The organism is Georgenia halophila (assembly GCF_039541595.1).
Window position 1 is genome coordinate 317,219 of sequence record NZ_BAABGN010000002.1, and the last position, 18,778, is coordinate 335,996.

At 71.9% G+C, this 18,778-nt stretch carries 16 protein-coding genes and 1 riboswitch; of the genes, 4 read left to right on the forward strand and 12 right to left on the reverse strand.

What is annotated here, in order from left to right; translation table 11 throughout:
• Nucleotides 1-68: 68 nt before the first annotated feature.
• The 5 genes from ABD907_RS02915 to ABD907_RS02935 form a co-directional block, all read right to left on the reverse strand.
• Nucleotides 69-1,460, reverse strand: a complete 1,392-nt coding sequence (locus ABD907_RS02915; RefSeq protein ID WP_345214985.1) for an FAD-binding oxidoreductase — start codon at nucleotides 1,458-1,460, stop codon at nucleotides 69-71.
• Between the two features lie 84 nt (nucleotides 1,461-1,544).
• Complete coding sequence (locus tag ABD907_RS02920) at nucleotides 1,545-3,164, reverse strand: LuxR C-terminal-related transcriptional regulator (RefSeq protein ID WP_345214986.1); 1,620 nt, start codon at nucleotides 3,162-3,164, stop codon at nucleotides 1,545-1,547.
• A 214-nt stretch (nucleotides 3,165-3,378) separates the two neighbouring features.
• Complete coding sequence (locus tag ABD907_RS02925; protein ID WP_345214987.1) at nucleotides 3,379-4,356, reverse strand: malate dehydrogenase; 978 nt, start codon at nucleotides 4,354-4,356, stop codon at nucleotides 3,379-3,381.
• A gap of 58 nt (nucleotides 4,357-4,414) precedes the next feature.
• On the reverse strand, nucleotides 4,415-6,634 hold the full coding sequence (locus ABD907_RS02930; RefSeq protein WP_345214988.1) for an NADP-dependent isocitrate dehydrogenase: 2,220 nt from the start codon (nucleotides 6,632-6,634) through the stop codon (nucleotides 4,415-4,417).
• Nucleotides 6,635-6,725: 91 nt separating this feature from the next.
• Complete coding sequence (locus ABD907_RS02935) at nucleotides 6,726-7,001, reverse strand: DUF3017 domain-containing protein (protein WP_345214989.1); 276 nt, start codon at nucleotides 6,999-7,001, stop codon at nucleotides 6,726-6,728.
• Between the two features lie 23 nt (nucleotides 7,002-7,024).
• Between ABD907_RS02935 and ABD907_RS02940 the strand changes: the two genes are divergently transcribed.
• Nucleotides 7,025-8,308, forward strand: coding sequence for an NAD(P)/FAD-dependent oxidoreductase (locus tag ABD907_RS02940; protein ID WP_345214990.1), 1,284 nt, complete (start codon nucleotides 7,025-7,027; stop codon nucleotides 8,306-8,308).
• A 99-nt stretch (nucleotides 8,309-8,407) separates the two neighbouring features.
• Here the strand turns inward: ABD907_RS02940 and ABD907_RS02945 are convergent, their stop codons facing one another.
• The 3 genes from ABD907_RS02945 to purN all read right to left on the reverse strand — a co-directional run bounded on the left by ABD907_RS02945 (nucleotide 8,408) and on the right by purN (nucleotide 11,437).
• Entirely contained in the window at nucleotides 8,408-8,833 is a 426-nt protein-coding gene (locus ABD907_RS02945) for a hypothetical protein (protein WP_345214991.1), read from the reverse strand.
• Nucleotides 8,834-8,955: 122 nt separating this feature from the next.
• Nucleotides 8,956-10,608 (reverse strand): bifunctional phosphoribosylaminoimidazolecarboxamide formyltransferase/IMP cyclohydrolase, encoded by a 1,653-nt coding sequence (gene purH / locus ABD907_RS02950; RefSeq protein ID WP_345214992.1) that lies wholly within the window; start codon nucleotides 10,606-10,608, stop codon nucleotides 8,956-8,958.
• Nucleotides 10,609-10,663: 55 nt separating this feature from the next.
• Nucleotides 10,664-10,754, reverse strand: a riboswitch (ZMP/ZTP riboswitch).
• A gap of 47 nt (nucleotides 10,755-10,801) precedes the next feature.
• On the reverse strand, nucleotides 10,802-11,437 hold the full coding sequence (gene purN / locus ABD907_RS02955; RefSeq protein ID WP_486334053.1) for a phosphoribosylglycinamide formyltransferase: 636 nt from the start codon (nucleotides 11,435-11,437) through the stop codon (nucleotides 10,802-10,804).
• Between the two features lie 42 nt (nucleotides 11,438-11,479).
• On the opposite strand from purN, the gene ABD907_RS02960 reads away from it, so the two are divergent.
• Nucleotides 11,480-11,962: a hypothetical protein gene (locus ABD907_RS02960; RefSeq protein WP_345214994.1), complete on the forward strand. Its 483-nt coding sequence runs from the start codon at nucleotides 11,480-11,482 to the stop codon at nucleotides 11,960-11,962.
• Nucleotides 11,963-12,034: 72 nt separating this feature from the next.
• Here ABD907_RS02960 and ABD907_RS02965 read toward each other — a convergent pair whose 3' ends face one another.
• The gene (locus ABD907_RS02965) at nucleotides 12,035-13,627 is read right to left on the reverse strand and encodes a cell division protein PerM (RefSeq protein WP_345214995.1); all 1,593 of its coding nucleotides are present in this window, start codon (nucleotides 13,625-13,627) and stop codon (nucleotides 12,035-12,037) included.
• A 28-nt stretch (nucleotides 13,628-13,655) separates the two neighbouring features.
• Here ABD907_RS02965 and ABD907_RS02970 point away from each other — a divergent pair, with 28 nt between their 5' ends.
• Nucleotides 13,656-13,868 carry a helix-turn-helix domain-containing protein gene (locus ABD907_RS02970; RefSeq protein WP_345214996.1) on the forward strand — a complete coding sequence of 71 codons (213 nt, stop codon included), beginning with the start codon at nucleotides 13,656-13,658 and terminating at the stop codon, nucleotides 13,866-13,868.
• Nucleotides 13,869-13,951: 83 nt separating this feature from the next.
• A complete protein-coding gene (locus ABD907_RS02975; RefSeq protein WP_345214997.1) occupies nucleotides 13,952-14,500 on the forward strand; it encodes a Clp protease N-terminal domain-containing protein in 549 nt (182 codons plus the stop codon).
• A 168-nt stretch (nucleotides 14,501-14,668) separates the two neighbouring features.
• Here the strand turns inward: ABD907_RS02975 and sucD are convergent, their stop codons facing one another.
• The 3 genes from sucD to ABD907_RS02990 all read right to left on the reverse strand — a co-directional run bounded on the left by sucD (nucleotide 14,669) and on the right by ABD907_RS02990 (nucleotide 18,763).
• A complete protein-coding gene (gene sucD / locus ABD907_RS02980) occupies nucleotides 14,669-15,586 on the reverse strand; it encodes a succinate--CoA ligase subunit alpha (RefSeq protein WP_345214998.1) in 918 nt (305 codons plus the stop codon).
• Nucleotides 15,587-15,602: 16 nt separating this feature from the next.
• Complete coding sequence (gene sucC / locus ABD907_RS02985; protein ID WP_345214999.1) at nucleotides 15,603-16,769, reverse strand: ADP-forming succinate--CoA ligase subunit beta; 1,167 nt, start codon at nucleotides 16,767-16,769, stop codon at nucleotides 15,603-15,605.
• Nucleotides 16,770-16,906: 137 nt separating this feature from the next.
• Nucleotides 16,907-18,763 (reverse strand): acyltransferase family protein, encoded by a 1,857-nt coding sequence (locus tag ABD907_RS02990; RefSeq protein WP_345215000.1) that lies wholly within the window; start codon nucleotides 18,761-18,763, stop codon nucleotides 16,907-16,909.
• Between the last annotated feature and the right edge of the window lie 15 nt (nucleotides 18,764-18,778).

Sequence of the window (18,778 nt, forward strand, 5' to 3'; positions counted from 1 at the left end):
ACACAGCCGGCCCCGACTTGGCCCTCGCAGAGCGGGCCTACGTGCCTTGGTTGAACTTCCGCAGCAAGTCAGAGCGACCCGCTCGCGGAGATCGCCTGGTGTGTCCGGAAGACGTCGTGCGGATCCCAGCGGCGTTTCACCGCGGCGAGGCGCGGGGCGCTCGTCCCGTAGGCCGATCTCATGCGTGTGTGCCCTTCTTCGCCGAGGAAGTTCGGGTAGGCCGCGCCCGTCGACCAGGGCTGTACAGCCTGGCGTAGCGCTCGTGCGATCGCGCGGTTGCTCTCGTCGTCGGCCGGGTCCTGCCACATCATGAGCGGGTGGACGACGAAGCGCGACTCGCGGCCGGCCAGCGGTGAATGCTCGTGGCCGAAGCGGGGTACGGCTCCGCCCCAGGCGACGATGAACAGCTGCGACGGTCCCGCGGGCAGGTCCGTCGCCCGGTGCACCAACTCGTCGATCGCCTCGTCCGGGAGGTCGACGACGTTCTCCGCCGTCCAGTAGTTGCGGTACCCCGGCGGGTCATCCACCGAGCACTGGAAGTCGGCGTACGCCGTCGGACCGAAGGAGTCCGCGTCCGGATGGAGCGCCCGGATCGGCGCGAGCGCCTGCTCCCCGTCGGCCATGCTCCCCGCCCACATCCCGAGGACGTCGACGACGGCCGAGCCTCGCAGGTTGGCCGGAACCGTATCGTCGTCGGGGGCGGTTGCCAGGGCGTACGCGAGCGACAGCTCGTCTGGAGCCTTGTTCATGACGTCCCGGAACGCACGGAGAACCTCGCCGGCCCGGGAGGCCGGGAACAGCGTCTCCCCGGCGAAGACCTCCGGGCCGACGGGATGCAGCGCCAGCTCGAGCGTGGTCACGACGCCGAAGCCACCGCCGCCGCCCCGGAGCGCCCAGAGCAGGTCCCGGTTCTCGTCCTCCGACGCCCGGACGATCCGGCCGTCCCAGGTGACCATCTCGGCGCCGACGAGGTTGTCGCACGCGAGGCCGTACTTGCGCTCCAGCCACCCCGAGCCACCGCCGAGCGTCAGCCCTGCCGTTCCGGTCGTCGACACCCGCCCGCCCGTCGTTGCGAGCCCGTGGACCTGCGCCGCACGATCGACGTCGGAGCTGATCGCGCCGCCGCCGACGCGTGCGAGACGTCGCCCGACATCGATGTCGACGTCGGCGATGCGCCGAACGTCGACCACGACGCCGTCGTCGCACAGCGAGCGGCCCGCTACCGAATGTCCGCCGGCACGGACGGCGATCGGCAACCCGTGCTCGCCGGCGAAGGCCAGGACCGCCACGACATCGTCAACGGTCACGCACTCGGCGACCACGCGGGGCCTGCGCTCGATCATCGTGTTGAACAGCGTGCAGCTGTCCTCGTAGTAGTCGTCGCCCGGGCCGTGCAGGCCGCCCTGGAGGCGGAAGCGGAGCTCGTCGACGCTGGCGGCCGTGGCCGTGATCTCGGTCATGAGCTCAGTCTCCGGCGCAGCCGCCCCGCGCAACTTCCCCGGAACGGGCCATCCGACGCGATGGCCGAATCCGGCCAGCGCCGGTCATAGCAGGCCGTGCCGTGCGGCCTGACCGACCGCCGCCGCACGTGAGGACACGCCCAGCTTGGTACGAATGTTCGCGATGTGCCGATGCACCGTGTGGGTGCTGAGGAACAGCCGTTCGGCGATCTGGGCGTCGCTGCGGCCGTGCGCGACGAGGCGCAAGATCTCGACCTCCCGGAGGCTCAGCTCGTCGTGAGCGGCGCGGCGGCCGGCGTTCGGGCTTGCTCCCAGGAGAGCGAACGCCTCCCGGGCCGCACGCTCCTGTCCGTCCGCCTGCTCGTGCCGGCCCAGGTTCGCGAATGTGGAGGCCAGCACCAGCCGTGCCTCGGCCGTCTCGTACGGCGCCGCGCACTCACCGAAGAGATCTATGGCGTCCTCTGCCGCCCGGCGCGCGTCATCATGCTCGGTGGCTGCCAAGGAGACCTGCGCGCGAACCATGCGGCTACGCCCGCGCATGTACGGCGTGGACACCAGCTCCGCATCGCGCTCGAGGCGTTCCGCCGCCGCGTTCGCGGCCTCGTGGTCTCCCGCTGCCGCGCGGGCGCGCGCGAGCAGCTCCAGCGCTGGGAAGCGATCCAGCACGCTCGCTGCACCCAGGCGTCGCAGAACGCGATCGGCGGCCTCCAGGGCCGCCATGGCGTCGCCACGAGCGAGTTCCAGCTCCCCGAGCGCGAGGATCGCCTGCGGCAGCGGCAGCGCCGCCTCGAACAAGACACGTGCCTCGTCGACGTCGCCCTGACGCACCCGGAGCCGACCGAGGCGGACGGCCGTCGGCGCGGCGAGCGCGGGACGCATCGCCCGAACGTCGGCCATGGCGGTGCGGAGCTCCTGCTCGGCCGGGAGCCACTGACCGCCCGTCGCCAGCACGTCGCCGTACGCCGTACGGCAGACGCCGAAGAAGTGGCGGGACCGCCACGTCGTCGACCATGCGTGCAGCACCCGACACCACTGTTCCGCCCGCCTGAAGTCGCCGGCCTCGGCGCATGCCGACACCGTGTGGCACAGCGCCCAGCCCGGGGACGCCGTCTCGAGGAACTCCTCCCCCACTGCCAGTGCCGCGGACTCGTCGAGGCGCTCGAACCCGTTCTCGCTCGTGCCGGACGCCACCAACGCCCAGCCGAGGGTCGCGAGGGCGACGACCTCGACGCCGATGTCGCCGATCTCGTGCGCGACCTGCAGTGCCTCGCGGGACCGGCGCTCGGCGGTTCGAGGATCGGACCGCGCGAGGGCGAGGTCGGCCTCGATCAGGAGGAGGTAGCCCGTCTCGGAGCAGGGGCCGACGTCGTCGACCAGCGCCCGTCCGCGGCGCACCCACGCGGACGCGACCGCATCGTCCCCGCGGAAGTCGAGGTGGTCGGAGGCGATCCACATCGCCATCCGTGCCGCGCCGCGCACGTCCTCGACGCCGCGGTACGCGCGATAGGCGCGCCGACGAGCCGAGAACGTCGCCTCTTGATCGCCCTGCCACCAGGCCGCGCGCCCCAGACCTTCCCAGGCCTCGGGCGCCTGACCGGCGGCGACAGCCTCCTCGAACCGAGCCCGCGCCTCCGCCCAGTCGGCGCGCGCGAGCGCCGCACGACCAGCCGCCAGCGGTTCGAGGTCGATGCTCGTCGCACCCACGTACGTACGCTACCCGAGGCACCCCATCGGGGTCCGCCGAAAGCTTGGGCTGTCGGGCGCCGACCGACCATCGCGAGGTGGTCCCTCGCTTCGTACTGGTGCAATGCGCTGCATGACACGAGCGGCTCCGGTCGGATCCGGCAACTCACTCGCTCGTCATGCGGATGCAGGAGCGGCGCCGGCAACGAATGCCCGCCGGCGCCACCCTCGCGCCTCAGATCAGGCCGAGGCCCTTGACGGCGTCCCGCTCCTCGACGAGCTCGTGCACGGACGTGTCGATCTTGCCGCGGGAGAACTCGTCGATCTCCAGGCCCTGGACGATCTCCCAGGACCCACCCTTCGAGCAGACCGGGAAGGAGGAGATCAGACCCTCCGGGACGCCGTAGGAGCCGTCCGAGACGATGGCCGCGGACGTCCAGGAGTCCTCCGACGTGCCGTTGACCCAGTCGTGGACGTGGTCGATGGCGGCGTTCGCGGCCGAGGCGGCCGACGAGGCCCCGCGGGCGTCGATGATGGCGGCGCCCCGCTTGGCCACCGTCGGGATGAAGTCGTCCTCGAGCCAGTTCTGGTCGACCAGCCCCGCGGCCGGCTCCCCGGAGACGGTGGCGTGGAAGATGTCCGGGTACTGGGTCGCGGAGTGATTGCCCCAGATCGTGAGGTTCTTGATCTCCGACACCGGCGCACCGGTCTTGCCGGCCAGCTGGCTGAGAGCCCGGTTGTGGTCCAGCCGCGTCATGGCCGTGAACCGCTCGGCCGGGACGTCGGGGGCGTGCTGCTGGGCGATGAGGGCGTTGGTGTTGGCCGGGTTGCCCACCGCGAGCACCCGGACGTCGTCCGCGGCACGGGCGTTGATGGCCTCACCCTGCGGCCCGAAGATGCCGCCGTTGGCCTCGAGCAGGTCGCCCCGCTCCATGCCCTTCGCCCGGGGCCGGGCCCCGACGAGCAGCGCGACGTTGGCACCCTCGAACCCCTGCTCGGGGTTGTCGAAGATGTCGATGCCCTCGAGCAGCGGGAAGGCGCAGTCCTCGAGCTCCATGGCGGTGCCCTCGGCGGCCTTGACGCCCTGCGGGATCTCCAGCAGCCGGAGCCGCACGGGCGTGTCCGGCCCGAGCAGCTGGCCGGAAGCGATCCGGAACAGCAGGGCGTAGCCGATCTGGCCGGCCGCACCGGTCACGGTCACGTTCGTGGTCATCGAGGCACTCCTTCGTGGGGTGAGAGGTATCTCGTCATCAGCATCGGTCACGGGCTCCTCAGCCGAGCTGGGCGAGCGCCGCGTTGAGCGTGGCGGAGGGTCGCATGACCGCGGAGGCCTTCTCGTCGTCGGGCTGGTAGTAACCGCCGATGTCGACCGGCGAGCCCTGCACACCCAGCAGCTCGGCGTTGATCGTCTCCTCGCCCTCGACCAGCGTGCGCGCGACCTCCGCGAAGTCGGCCGCCAGCTCGGCGTCGTCCGTCTGCGCCGCCAGCTCCTGCGCCCAGTAGCGAGCGAGGTAGTAGTGGCTGCCCCGGTTGTCGAGCTCGCCGACCTTGCGGCTGGGTGACCGCCCCTCCAGCAGCAGGGTCGCCGTCGCCTTGTCCAGGGTGTCTGCGAGCACCTTGGCGCGCGCGTTTCCCGTCGAGGTCGCCAGGTGCTCGAACGAGGCCGTCAGGGCGAGGAACTCACCGAGGCTGTCCCACCGCAGGTGGTTCTCCTCGATCAGCTGCTGCACGTGCTTCGGTGCGGAGCCGCCGGCGCCCGTCTCGAACAGGCCGCCGCCGTTGATCAGCGGCACGATCGAGAGCATCTTCGCGGAGGTGCCGACCTCGAGGATCGGGAAGAGGTCGGTGAGGTAGTCGCGCAGCACGTTGCCCGTGACGGAGATGGTGTCCTCGCCGCGGCGGATGCGCTCCAGCGAGAACCTGGTCGCCTCGACCGGGGACATGATCTCGATCTGCAGCCCCGAGGTGTCGTGCCCGGGCAGGTACTCCTTGACCTTCTCGATGAGCTTGGCGTCGTGGGCACGCTCCGCGTCGAGCCAGAACACGGCGGGCGAGCCGGTCTCGCGGGCGCGCGTGACGGCGAGCTTGACCCAGTCCCGGATCGGTACGTCCTTGGTCTGGCAGCCGCGCCAGAGGTCGCCGGGCTCCACGCGGTGCTCGAGGAGCACGTTCCCGGCGGCGTCGACCACCTGGACGGTGCCGGTCTCGGCGATCTCGAAGGTCTTGTCGTGGCTGCCGTACTCCTCGGCTTTCTGCGCCATCAGGCCGACGTTGGGCACCGAGCCCATGGTGGTGGGGTCGTACGCGCCGTTCGCGCGGCAGTCGTCGATGACGGTCTGGTAGACGCCGGCGTAGCTCGAGTCCGGGATGACGGCGAGGGTGTCGGCCTGCTCGCCGTCCGGGGCCCACATCCTGCCGGAGCTGCGGATCATCGCCGGCATGGAGGCGTCGACGATGACGTCGGAGGGCACGTGGAGGTTGCTGATGCCCTTGTCGGAGTCGACCATCGCGAGCTCCGGTCCCTCGGCGAGCCCCCGGTCGATCGCGGCCCTGACGCCGTCGCGCACCTCGGGCTCGAGGGCGTCGAGGCCCGACAGGATGCCGGCGAGCCCGTTGTTCGGGTCGAGGCCCGCCGCGGCGAGCTGCTCGCCGTAGGTGGCGAAGACCTCCGGGAGGAAGGCCCGGACCACGCGGCCGAAGATGATCGGGTCCGAGACCTTCATCATCGTGGCCTTCAGGTGCAGGGAGAACAGGACGCCCTCGGACTTCGCCCGCGCGATCTGCTCGGCGACGAAGCGGTCCAGCGCGGCGGCGCGCATCACGGTGCCGTCCACGACCTCACCGGCGAGGACCGGCAGTGACTCTTTGAGCACGGTGGTGGTGCCGTCCTCCGCGACGTGCCGGATGGTGAGGGTGTCGTCCGCCGCGACGACGACGGACTGCTCGTTGTCCCGGAAGTCGTCGGCTCCCATGGTGGCGACGTCGGTCTTCGACTCGGGGCTCCACGTGCCCATCGAGTGCGGGTTCTGCCGGGCGTAGGCCTTGACCGAGGCGGGGGCCCGCCGGTCGGAGTTGCCCTCGCGCAGGACCGGGTTCACGGCGCTGCCCTTGACCCTGTCGTAACGGGCGCGGATCTCCTTCTCCTCGGCGGTGGCGGGCTCGTCCGGGTAGTCCGGGAGGGCGTAGCCCTGCGCCTGGAGCTCGGCGACGGCGGCCTTGAGCTGCGGGACGGAGGCGCTGATGTTGGGCAGCTTGATGATGTTGGCCTCCGGCGTCTTCGCGAGCTCGCCGAGCTCGTTCAGGTCGTCGGGGAGGCGCTGATCCTCGGTGAGGTGCTCCGGGAAGTGCGCGATGATGCGCCCGGCAAGGGAGATGTCGCGCGTCTCCAGCTCCACCCCTGCGGTCGAGGCGTAGGCCTGGATGATCGGCAGGAACGAGTAGGTCGCCAGCATGGGCGCTTCGTCTGTGTGGGTATAGATGATCGTGGCCAAGAGACGGATCCCATCCGGTGGTGGCAGCTTGTTCGACATCAAGATATCGGTTCCAGGTACCGGCCGTTCCGTCGGCTCCGGTGACTGGGCCTCAGCCGCCCACGACGGTGGCGTTCCCCCAGAGGCTGAGGTACCCGAGCGCGGCGGCGAGCACCAGCAGGAAGGCGACGTCGAAGGCCCGCGAGCGAGCCCCGGGGATGACGGCAGTCGGCGAGACGGCGCGGACGAGGCCGGCGGCGGCGAGTGCCGCGGCGAGGACGACGATCGCGACGGACACCCGGACCAGGACGGTGAGCAGACACACGGCGACGAGTGTGCCCAGGACGGCGGTGAGGGCCGTCATGCGGAGGGTGCGCGTGCTGGTCACGCCTGCGAGGCTACCGTGGACGGGTGCCCGAACACCCCGTCCCCCGGTCGGTCCTCGTGCTCGGCGCCGGACTGGCCGGCCTGCGCACCGTCGCCGAGCTCCGTGCACGGGGATTCTCCGGCGAGGTCACGGTTGTCGGCACCGAGACGGTGCCGCCGTACGACCGGCCCCCGCTGTCGAAGGAGCTCTTCGCCCGCACCGAGCCCCGGTGGCTCTCCGACGACGGGCTCGGTGACTTGACCGAGCTGGCCGACCGCGTCGTGCTCGGCCACCGGGCCGTCGCCATGCGTGCCGGCGAGAGCTGGGCCGAGGTCGACGTCGAGGCGGTCGAGACCGGGACGGGAGCCGGGGCTGGGGCCGCGACGTACCGGGCGGACGTCGTCGTCCTCGCCGTCGGCGCGCACGCCGTCGCCCCGTCCTCCTGGCGTGGCGCGGTCACGCTGCACCGGGCCGACGATGCCGACCGGCTGCGTGGGCTGCTGCGGCCGGGGCGCCGCCTCGTCGTCGTCGGGGCCGGGTGGATCGGTGCCGAGGTCTCCGGACTCGCCGCGGCCCAGGGCTGCGACGTCACCGTCGTGGAGGCGGCGCCGGCGCCGTTGGCGCGGCAGGTCGGCACCGCCGTCGGGCGGCACCTGGTGCCGTGGTACGCGGAGGCAGGTGTGGACCTGCGCTGCTCGACGCCCGTCCACGACGTCCGCCCGGGCGAGGTGGAGCTGGCCGGCGGCGAGGTGCTGCCGGCCGACGTCGTCCTCGCCGCGACGGGCGTGCGGCCGGCGACCGCATGGCTCGAGGGTTCGGTCCCGCTCACGCCGGGCGGCGCGATCCCCGTCGACGCCGCAGGCCGGGTGACCGGCGCGCCACCGTCCGTCCGCGCCGTCGGCGACTGCACGGACATGACGGTGGCCGGGCTGGGCACCGTGCCCGGCGGGCACTGGGACGCCGCGCTGACCCAGCCCGCCGCCGTCGTCGCCGGTCTGCTCGGCGGCGAGCAGCCGCCGACGCCGGCGCCGTACGTGTTCTCGACCCAGTTCGGCCGCCACCTGACCCTGGTGGGCCGGTCCGGTGATGGCGCACGGGTCGTCTACCGCGGCGATCCGACGGGTCCGGCGTGGACGGCCCTCTTCGTCGAGGACCGCCCCGGCTCGACCGTGCGCCTGGTGGCCGGGTTCACCGCCGACCGGCCGCGCGACGTCGGGCCGTTGCGCCGCCTCCTCGTCGGAGGGGCCAGGCCGGCGCTGGACGTCGAGAAGGCCGCCGACCCGGCCGTTCCGCTCAAGAAGGCGCTCGCCTGGCGCGATCGCGCGTAGCCGAACGGACCAATCGGCTCCGGGCCGGCACGAGCGGTACCACCCCAGTCACATCCGACACACCAGTCCCCGAACGGTCCGTTCGGCTACGACACTCGGTCAAGGACGCCGGTAGCTGCGCGGGTCGTAGGTCGTCTTCGGGCGCTCCGGCTCGTCCGCCGCCTCGCGGAACTCCCCGGAGAATTCACCGGGAACCTCCTCGGCGAGCTCCTCGGCCGTCCCGCCGGACTCCTCGGCCGCCTCGGCGATCGACTCCATCCGCGGTGCGAGCACCTGGATGACGACCGCCGCACCGACCAGCGCACCGGCGACGGTGAGGAGCACCCGCTCGACGGAGGCCATCATGGGCGAGAGCCACGCCATCGTCATGTAGAAGCCCTCGCTCGGACTGTCGTAGCCGCCGACCTCGCCCCAGAGGGCCGGCATGCCTCGTTCGAGGAAGACCCGCCACGCGATGCTCAGCGTGAACCCGACGACGGCGAGGATCACCGCGGCGACGACGCACTTCTTGCTCGCAGGATGCACACCGGGCTCCCAACCTCGACCACAGGACCGGTCACGACGCTACGCGTGCCGCCACGCCGCCCGTGGTCGTTCCGTGACGCAGGTTCCCGCGGCTCAGTGGAAGAGACGCAGGTTCCCGCGGCTCAGTGGAAGAAGTGCCGCGTGCCGGTGAGGTACATGGTGACCCCGGCGGCCTGCGCGGCCTCCACCACGGCGTCGTCCCGCATCGACCCACCCGGCTGGACGACGGCGGTGACGCCGGCGTCGAGGAGCACCTGGAGCCCGTCGGGGAACGGGAAGAACGCGTCGGAGGCGGCCACGGCACCGTGCGTGCGCCGCGGAGCGGCCCCACCGACGTTCTCGGCTCCACCGGCGCCGTCGACGTCTGAGGCGACCTCCACGCCGAGGGTGTTGGCGCGTTCGACGGCGAGGCGGCAGGAGTCGACGCGGTTGACCTGGCCCATGCCGATGCCGACGCTCGCGCCGTCGTGGGCGACGAGGATCGCGTTGGACTTGGCCGACCGGCACGCCTTCCAGGCGAACGCCAGGTCGGCGAGCAGCTCGGGAGAGGCGGCCTCGCCTGCAGCGAGCGTCCAGGTGGAGGGGTCGTCGCCGTCGGCGTCGACGTGGTCGCGCATCTGCACGAGGATCCCGCCGCTGATCTGGCGGATCTCCGCGGGCCGCTCCCCCGTCGGCGCCGGGCAGCGCAGGACGCGGATGTTCTTCTTCGCCTGGAGGACCTCCAGCGCGCCGTCCTCGTAGTCGGGTGCGACGACGACCTCGGTGAAGACGCCGGCGACCTGGTTCGCCATCTCCACCGTGACGGGCCGGTTCGTCGCGATGACCCCGCCGAACGCGGAGACCGGGTCGCAGGCGTGCGCCTTGCGATGAGCCTCCGCGATGTCGGCCCCGACGGCGATGCCGCACGGGTTGGCGTGCTTGATGACGGCCGCGGCGGGCTCGTCGAAGGTGTACGCAGCGCGGCGTGCGGCATCGGTGTCGACGTAGTTGTTGTAAGACATCGCCTTGCCGTGGAGCTGCTCGGCGCCGGCGAGGCCGGCGGGTCCGGCGGTGTCGCGGTAGAGCGCTGCTGCCTGGTGCGGGTTCTCGCCGTAGCGCAGCGCCTCGCCCTTGTCCCAGGTCTCGCCGACGAAGTCGGGCCAACCGTCCTCGGCACCGACGTAGGACCCGGCGAACCAGTTGGCGACCGCGACGTCGTAGGCCGCGGTGTGGGCGAACGCCTCGGCGGCGAGCTGCTTGCGCTGATCGAGGGTGAATCCGCCCGCGGCCACGGCGTCGAGGGCGTCGGCGTACCGAGCGGGTGAGGTGACGATCGCGACCGAGGGGTGGTTCTTCGCCGCCGCGCGCACCATGGACGGGCCGCCGATGTCGATCTGCTCGACGCACTCGTCCGGGGTGGCGTCGGAGTCCACGGTCTCGGTGAACGGGTAGAGGTTCGAGACGACCAGGTCGAACGGCTCGATGCCGAGGTCGGCGAGCTGGTTGACGTGGGTCTCGAGGCGCCGGTCGGCGAGGATGCCGGCGTGGACCCGCGGGTGCAGCGTCTTGACCCGCCCGTCCAGGCACTCGGGGAACCCGGTGAGGTCCTCGACCTTGGTGACCGGGACGCCGACCTCGGTGATGAGCCGGGCGGAGCCGCCGGTGGAGACGAGCTCGACACCGGCCTCGTGCAGCCCGCGGACCAGGTCCTCCAGCCCGCACTTGTCGTAGACGGAGACGAGGGCGCGACGGACGGGCACGCGGTTCGAGGCGGTACCGGCGGGCTGGCTGGTCAACTGACGCTCCTGGATGTGTCGACGACGGGGCTCAGGCACCCGGACGGGCACCCGATCCCGGCACCCAGGCGTGCGGTGCGCTGCAGGGTGGTTCCGGCCGCTCCCCGGTGGTGTGCTCCACCTTCTCGCCAGTCACGGCCGGGACCCACTCTAGCGAACTAGGCGGGCGGGTGAAGCGGCGCGGTCGACCGGGTCAGGCCCCGATGCGGACCCTGCGCCCCTCGATCTGCCAGCCCTCCCGGGCCAGCCGCCCCACCAGCTCGACGAGCTGTCCGCGCTCGGCGGCCTTGATGCGTTCGGTGAGGCTCTCCACGTCGTCGTCGTCGAGAACCGGGACGGCGACCTGGGCGACGATGGCGCCGGTGTCGACCCCGGCGTCGACGAAGAAGAGCGTGGCGCCCGTGATCTTGACGCCGTAGGACAGCGCGTCCCGCGGCCCGTGCATGCCCGGGAACGCGGGCAGCAGCGAGTTGTGCGTGTTGAGGTAGCGGTCCTCGAAGCGTTCGAGGAAGAGCGGTCCGCTGAGCTTGAGGAACCCGGCCGAGACGACGAGGTCGGGGTCGTGCGCGGCAACCTGCTCGGTCAGCGCAACATCCCACGCGGCCCGGTCGTCGTGGTCGCGGACCCGCTCGACGAAGGTCGGCAAACCGGCCCGGCGAGCCAGGTCGATCCCGCCAGCACCTTCTCGGTCCGCGCCGACGGCGACCACCTGGGCGCCGTACTCCGCGTCACCGGTGGCCTCGAGCAGGGCGGCGAGGTTGGAACCTCCGCCGGAGACGAGCACGACGATCCTGGCCGGACGGCGCGTCGTGACGGAGTGGGAGTCGATCACCTGGGCGAGAGTAGTCGGCTCGTGGGACATGATGGGTTCATGCCCGACCAGCAGTCTCCGCCACCCTCACCACCCGGCAGACCGTACGGCTCGCCCCGAGACCAGCACGAGGAACCCGACGAGGAGACCCAGAAGAGGGCGATGCGCCTGGTCCGGGTCTTCGGTCTCGCGCTGCTGATCACGGTCGCCCTCTCGCTCATGGCGCCGCCGTGGCCCGTCCCGATCGTGACGGCCGTCGTGGCGGTCGGGTCGCTCGTCCTGGGCATCGTCGCCCTCGTGCGGGTGCGTTCCGCCAAGGTGCGGGGGGCCACGCCGGCGGTGCTCGCCGTCGGGCTCGTGGTGGCGGCGTTCATGGCGCTGACGATGTCCGGGCAGATCGTGCTGTGGCGCGAGTACAGCGCGTACTCCGAGTGCATGGACTCGGCGATCACGCAGCAGGCGCAGGACGGCTGCCTCGCCGAGTTCGAGAACTCGCTCCAGGAACGGATGGACGAGATGCAGCAGATGATGCAGACCGGCTGAGGCCGCACCGCGGGGCGCGGCGGGACGGCGAGCCCTTCCTCACCCAGCGCTGTCACAGGGGCGAGCCCTGCCTCAGGGACCGGCGTCGCGGGACCACGCGGACAGCGATGGTCCGCTCCAGCCCTCCCCGACTCGTGGCTCCTGCGCCGGCCCGGACAGTGCCTCTTCCGCCGGCGATGCCTCCTCCGGCGTCCCGGCGCTGCGGTCCGGGGCGGCGCCGTCCTCCTGCCGTTCTTCGCCGTCGCGGTCGGTGTCCTCGCGGTCGGCCTCCTCGCGGTGGGCGTCGTGGGCTTGCCCGGTGGCGGTCGCCACGTCCGCCGCAGCAGCGACCGGCCCGACGCTTCTGCGCCGGGAGAGCCGTTCGGAGGCCCCGGAGACCCGTTCCCGGGCACGGCGGGCGCCGAGGCCGACCAGCTCCGCCGTGCGCGGGTGCAGGACGACCACGGTCAGCAGTAGTGCCGCCCCGACCTCGGCAAGCAGCATGCCGGCCACAGCGGGCGGCTCGGCGCCGATCTCGGCCATGCGTCCCGGGCCGATTCCGCCGGACGCCGCGTACGTGAGGACCGCAGCGGCGAGGGCCACGACGACGGCGGCCAAGATCGCGGTGCCGACGGACTCCGCCAGGGCTCGTCCGGAGGCGCGCCGGTGCAGCAAGACTCCGACGATCACACCGACCGCGACGGGCACGACCACCACCCACGTCGGCCCCGGTGCCTCCGGCGAAGGCAGGCCACCGAGCAGCGGGATTGCGGGCAGGGGTGCCGGCACGGCCTCCCCGGCGGCGAAGTGTGTCCCGGCGCCGAAGGCGAACCCGGGGCCGGCGCTCCACGCCAGTGCCCACACGGCCACAGTGGGCAGGTAGAGCAGCTGGGCCGCCGTCATGACGACCAGACCGACCGGGGCGAGCATGTAGGCGTCCTGGACCATCCGGACGCGGTCCCAGCCGGTGACCAGGGCCACGACCACCAGAGCGAGGGACACCAGCGCCAGGGCCAGCAGGATCCAGCCCGCGCCGCGGAGGCCGTCACGGACCCACGCGGGAACGCCGGCCGACCATGCCGGGGCCGGCGCGCCCGAGCGGCGCGCCGCGAGCACCGTGCCGAGCGTCGACACCACCGCACCACCGAGCAGGGCACCGAGACGTCCACCCGGCGCGGCCAAGGTCGCCACCAGCACCGACAGGACGAACCCGACGACGGCGAAGGAGGCGGCCCCGTAGCCGGCGATCCGTAGCCGCCGGACGGCGGCGTAGACGACACCGACGCTCAGCAGCGTCATCCCGAGCGGCACCACGGACACCGTGCCCTCGCCGACCGTCATGTCGCCGCCGTGCGCCAGGAGCCACAGCGCGGTGCCGGTGCCCGCGGCGCTCTGCCAGGAGGCGTCGCCCAGCGCCGGAGCCGCTGCCGTTGCGATGTAGGCGGCCACGGCGGGCACGGCGACAGCGAGCCAGCTCAGCACCGCCGCCTCGACTCCGCTGACCAGCCCGCGCAGCCAGCCCTCCGGCAGCCGACCGGACCCGCCGGGTCTCGGGGCGCCGGCCGCCCGGGACGGGCGCGTCTGCGTGGTGGTGGCCATCGCCCCATCGTCGCCCCGCCGCCGCGCCAGCCCCGCCTGCCCGTGCGGCGTGTCGGGGGCGAGCTGGACGTCAACATGCGTTGACACGGCCGCAGCGTCAACCTACATTGACACCATGACGCTGACCGACACGGCTGATGCCGCCCAGAGCCCGGACCCGACCACCGGCCTCCGTGCCGTCCGCGCGCTTCGTGAGCTCGCAGAGCGGCTGGAGGTTCTCCAGGTCGAGCGTGCCCGGCAGCTCGGCTGGTCCTGGCAGGAGATCGCCGCCGAGCTGGGTGTGAGCCGGCAGGCGGTGCACAAGAAGCACGGGCGCCGACGCGCCTGACCGGCCTGACCGGCCTGACCGGCCTGACCGGCCTGACCGGCCTGACCGGCCGACCAGACCTCACTTAGATGGAGGACCAAGACATGTTCGAACGCTTCACCAAGGACGCCCGCGCCGCCGTCGTGCTGGCCCAGGAGATCGCCCGCGAGGCGAGCTCCGCGAGCATCGGGCCGGAGCACGTCGCGCTCGGCGTGCTCGACGTGGACGGCAGCGGCGCTCGTGCGCTGCGCGACGCCGGGATCGACCCGGCCTCGGTGGCCGACCGGCTCCGGGACATGGTCCGGGAAAGCGGTCTCGACGCCGACGCGCTGGCGTCGCTCGGCATCGACCTGGAGCGGGTCAGCCGGAGCGCAGACACGCTCTTCGGCACCGGTGCGCTGGAGCGGGCGGGCCGGGCCCTGCGCGGGAAGGGTCGGCGCGGCAGCCACATCCCGTTCACCGCGGACGCGAAGAAGGCGCTCGAGCTGTCCCTCCGGGAGGCGCTACGGCTGCAGGACAATGAGATCAACGACCGGCACGTGCTGCTGGGCGTTCTGCGTGGCGGTGGGCCGGCGGCTGAGGCACTGACAGGCACCGGCACGCAGGTCGCGACCGTGCGCACCGCCCTCGAGACGCGCCCCGAAGCGGCCTGAGCCCCCGGCGACGCCGCCCGCAGGTCACGCTCCGAACGAGAGTGTCGATCTCGTCGTCATAGCAGCAAGATCAACACTCTGGTCCCCGGCCGAGCCGCGACGGCGGGCGCACCCGGCGGGAGCGACCGCCGTCGTCGGGCTGGAGTGGCTGGAGCGGCCCCCGGGTGCTCAGGCGAGCAGCGAGCGAGCCAGGCGCGCGGTCTCGGACGGCGTCTTGCCGACCTTGACGCCGGCCGCCTCGAGGGCGACCTTCTTCGCCTCGGCCGTGCCCGAGGAGCCGGAGACGATGGCGCCGGCGTGGCCCATCGTCTTGCCCTCGGGTGCGGTGAAGCCGGCCACGTAGCCGACGACCGGCTTGGTGACGTTGTCCTTGATGTACTCGGCGGCTCGCTCCTCGGCGTCGCCGCCGATCTCACCGATCATGACGATGACATCGGTGTCCGGGTCCTCCTCGAAGGCCTTCAGCGCGTCGATGTGGGTGGTGCCGATGACCGGATCGCCGCCGATGCCGAGGCACGTGCTGAAGCCGACGTCCGACAGCTCGTACATCATCTGGTAGGTCAGCGTGCCGGACTTGGAGACCAGGCCGAGGCGCCCGGAGTCGGTGATGTTCGCCGGGGTGATGCCCACGTTCGACTCGCCCGGCGTGATGATGCCCGGGCAGTTCGGCCCGATGAGGCGCACGCCCTTCGACTCGGCGTAGGTGAAGAACTCCGCGGTGTCGGCCACCGGGATGCCCTCGGTGATGATGACGATGAGCGGGATGCCGGCGTCGACGGCCTCGACCACCGCGGCCTTCGTGAAGGCCGGCGGCACGAAGATGACCGAGACGTCCGCCCCGGTGGCCTCCCTGGACTCGGCGACAGACCCGAAGACGGGTACCGAGACGGTGCCGGCCTGCCGGTTCTCGGCGCCCGGGCCGAGCGGCTCGACGTCGAAGTCGACGGACGTGCCCGCCTTGCGGGGGTTCACGCCGCCGACGATCTGGGTGCCGGAATTGAGCATCCGCAACGTGTGGACCTGCCCCATGGAGCCGGTCATGCCCTGGACGATGACCTTGGAGGAGGAGTTGAGAAGGATCGACATGTGGTTGCTTCCGTCCTTACTTCGCAGCCGCGAGCTCGACAGCCTTGGCCGCGGCCTCGTCCATCGTGGGTACGACCGTGACGAGCGGGTGGTTGGCGTCGGCCAGGATCTTCCGCCCGGCCTCCACGTTGTTGCCGTCGAGGCGGACCACGAGCGGCTTCGAAGCGGTGTCGCCCAGGATCTCCAGGGCGCTCACGATGCCGCTGGCCACCTCGTCGCATGCGGTGATCCCGCCGAAGACGTTGACGAACACCGAGCGCACCTGCTCGTCACCGAGGATCACGTCGAGCCCGTTGGCCATGACGGTGGCGTTCGCGCCGCCGCCGATGTCGAGGAAGTTCGCCGGCTTCACGCCCTGCTGCTCGCCGGCGTAGGCGACGACGTCGAGAGTGGACATCACCAGCCCCGCCCCGTTGCCGATGATGCCGACCTCGCCGTCGAGCTTGACGTAGTTGAGGTCGAGCTCCTTGGCCTTGGCCTCGAGCGGGTCGGTCGCCGCCTGGTCCACGAGCTCGGCGTGGTCGGGGTGCCGGAACGCGGCGTTCTCGTCGAGGGTCACCTTCCCGTCGAGAGCGATGATGGCACCGGCCTCGGTGCGTACCAGGGGGTTGACCTCGACGAGCGTGGCGTCCTCCTCGTCGTAGGCCGTCCAGAGCTGCTCGATGACGGCGGCGACCTCGTCGGCGATCTCCGGCGCGAACCCGGCTGCGGAGACGATCTCGGCGGCCTTCGCCTTGTCGACGCCGGCGATCGGGTCGACTGCGACGCGCGCCAGCGCCTCCGGACGCTCGACCGCGAGCTGCTCGATCTCCACACCACCCTCGACCGAGGCCAGTGCCAGGTAGCGGCGCTCGGCGCGGTCCAGCAGGAGCGAGAAGTAGTACTCCTCCGCGATCGAGGCGCCCTCGGCGATCATCACCCGGTGCACGGTGTGTCCCTTGATGTCCATGCCGAGGATCTCCGCCGCGTGCGCCTCGGCCTCCTCGGGGTTGTGAGCGAGCTTCACGCCGCCCGCCTTGCCGCGGCCACCGGTCTTCACCTGCGCCTTGACGACGACGGTCCCGCCGCCCAGCTCCTGGGCCGCAGCCTTCGCCTCGGCTTGCGTCGTCGCGACGATGCCCCGCAGCACGGGTACTCCATGCTTCTCGAACACGTCACGAGCCTGGTACTCGTAGAGGTCCACGCCTCTGGTCCTTCCGTTGGCTTCAGTCGTGATGTTTCGACATCGAGACATCCGCCGAAAAGCCTACAGCGCTGCGCCCGAGCGCCACTCCTCGGCCAGGCACTGAGACATCTCGGCCAGCTGTTGGGACGGCGGACTCAGGCGCTCCCGTCCTCCGTGTCGGCCGGCTCCTCGACCGGGATCCCGGTCAGGCGTTCGGAGAGGGACCGGAAAGCGTCTTTGACCACGTTGGCGTAGAGGTGTGCGCCCTCGATGTCGGGATGGATCTGATCGGCCTGGAGGAGCGTCGTGTGCTCGGCCGCGGCGGTGTTCCAGTCGCCGATGATCGCGTTCGGGTAGTCGGCCACGATGTCGGCGAGCGCGGCGTTCGACCCGGGCACCCAGTGGCTGCTGCCGTAGATGTTCAGCACCACGATCATGCGGCCCGCACCGAGATCGTCGAGGACCCCGCGCACCAGGTCCGGATCGTCCACGCCGGCGTTCGTGCCGAAGTGGAGCACCACCGCCCGCCGCACGGTGCCCTGGTCCAGGGCGTCCTGGACCACGGCCGGCGCATCGACCCACTTCCGGTTCGATCTCGCGTCGAGCAGGATGCCCGGGAGGTGGTGCTCGAGGCCGTCGGCGCTCGTCACGACCAGGGAGTCGCCGAAGGCGGTGATCTCCTCCCCGGTGGGCATGGAGGCGTCCAGCTCGGGATCGGCCTCGGTGACCACGTCCGCCGTCGCTGCGTCCGCCGCGAGGCGCGCCTCGGTCGCCTCGATCTGTGCCTGGGTACTCGTGCGGTCGGGTGCGGCGGCGATCGCGACGCCGGCGAGGATCACGAGCATCGCCGTCGTCCCCGCGGTGGCGCGTGCAGCCACCCGCCGGGCCGGCACGGCGGTGACCAGCGACCGCCGGAACCGGCGGATGGCTTCGCTGAAGCCCAGGTTGCGCACCGGCGTCTCCAGCCACCGGTAGGAGGCGGCGGAGAGGGCGAGCGTGAGCAGCAGCGCGACGCACAGGATCGCCCAGCGCTCGGCAGAGTCGTGAGCCGTGGGGACCAGCAGGGTGAGGATCACGATGACGGGCCAGTGCCACAGGTAGATCCCGTACGAGCGTTGCCCCACCCATTCCACGGCCGGTGCCCGCATGACGCGCTGGAACAGCGTCGGCCTGCCCAGCAGCGCGGCGATGAGGACCGCGCTGAGCAGCGCGGCGAGCAGGATGCCGCCACGGAAGGTGAACGCCGTCGACTCGCGCAGCGTCAGCATCAGGACGGCAAGCCCGCCCAACGCGCCGAGGGCCGCGCGCTGCTGCCAGTGTCGCCAGGCGTCGCTCGACAGAAAGCCTTCGGGCTGCGACCACCAGAAGGCCAGCGCGACGCCGACGAGCAACGAGAACGCGTGGGTGTCGGTGCCGTAGTAGACGCGGGTGGCGTCCTCGCCGGGTGTGAGCTGCAGCGCCATGAGGGCGGCGGAGAGCCCGGCGGCCACCAGCGCGATCCGGACCCGGGTGCGCGCAGCGGCGGTGGCCGACATGATGACGACCAGCAGGAGCGGCCAGAGCAGGTAGAACTGCTCCTCGACCGCGAGCGACCAGAAGTGCGCGAAGACCTGTGGTGCGGTGGTGTCGAAGTAGCTGGATCCGGCCGAGATCTCCAGCCAGTTCGTGGAGAAGGTCAGCGCACCGACGCTCTGCCGCGCGATCCCGACGAGCAGGTCGGAGCTGACCGCCCACGCCGCGGGCACGCAGACGAGCACGACGGCGAGGAGGGCGGGCAGCAGCCGCCGCGCCCGGCGCAGCCAGAACCCGGCGAGGTTGATCCGCCCACCGGCCATCTCACGCAGCAGGAGTGTGGTGATGAGGAAGCCGGAGACGACGAAGAACACGTCGACGCCGAGGAAACCCCCCGGCAGCGACTCCGGGCGCAGGTGAAACACGAGGACCGCGACGACGGCGATCGCGCGCAGTCCGTCCAGCCCTTCGATGCGTCCGCCGCGGGCCTTGGGCGACATCTGTGCACCAAGCCC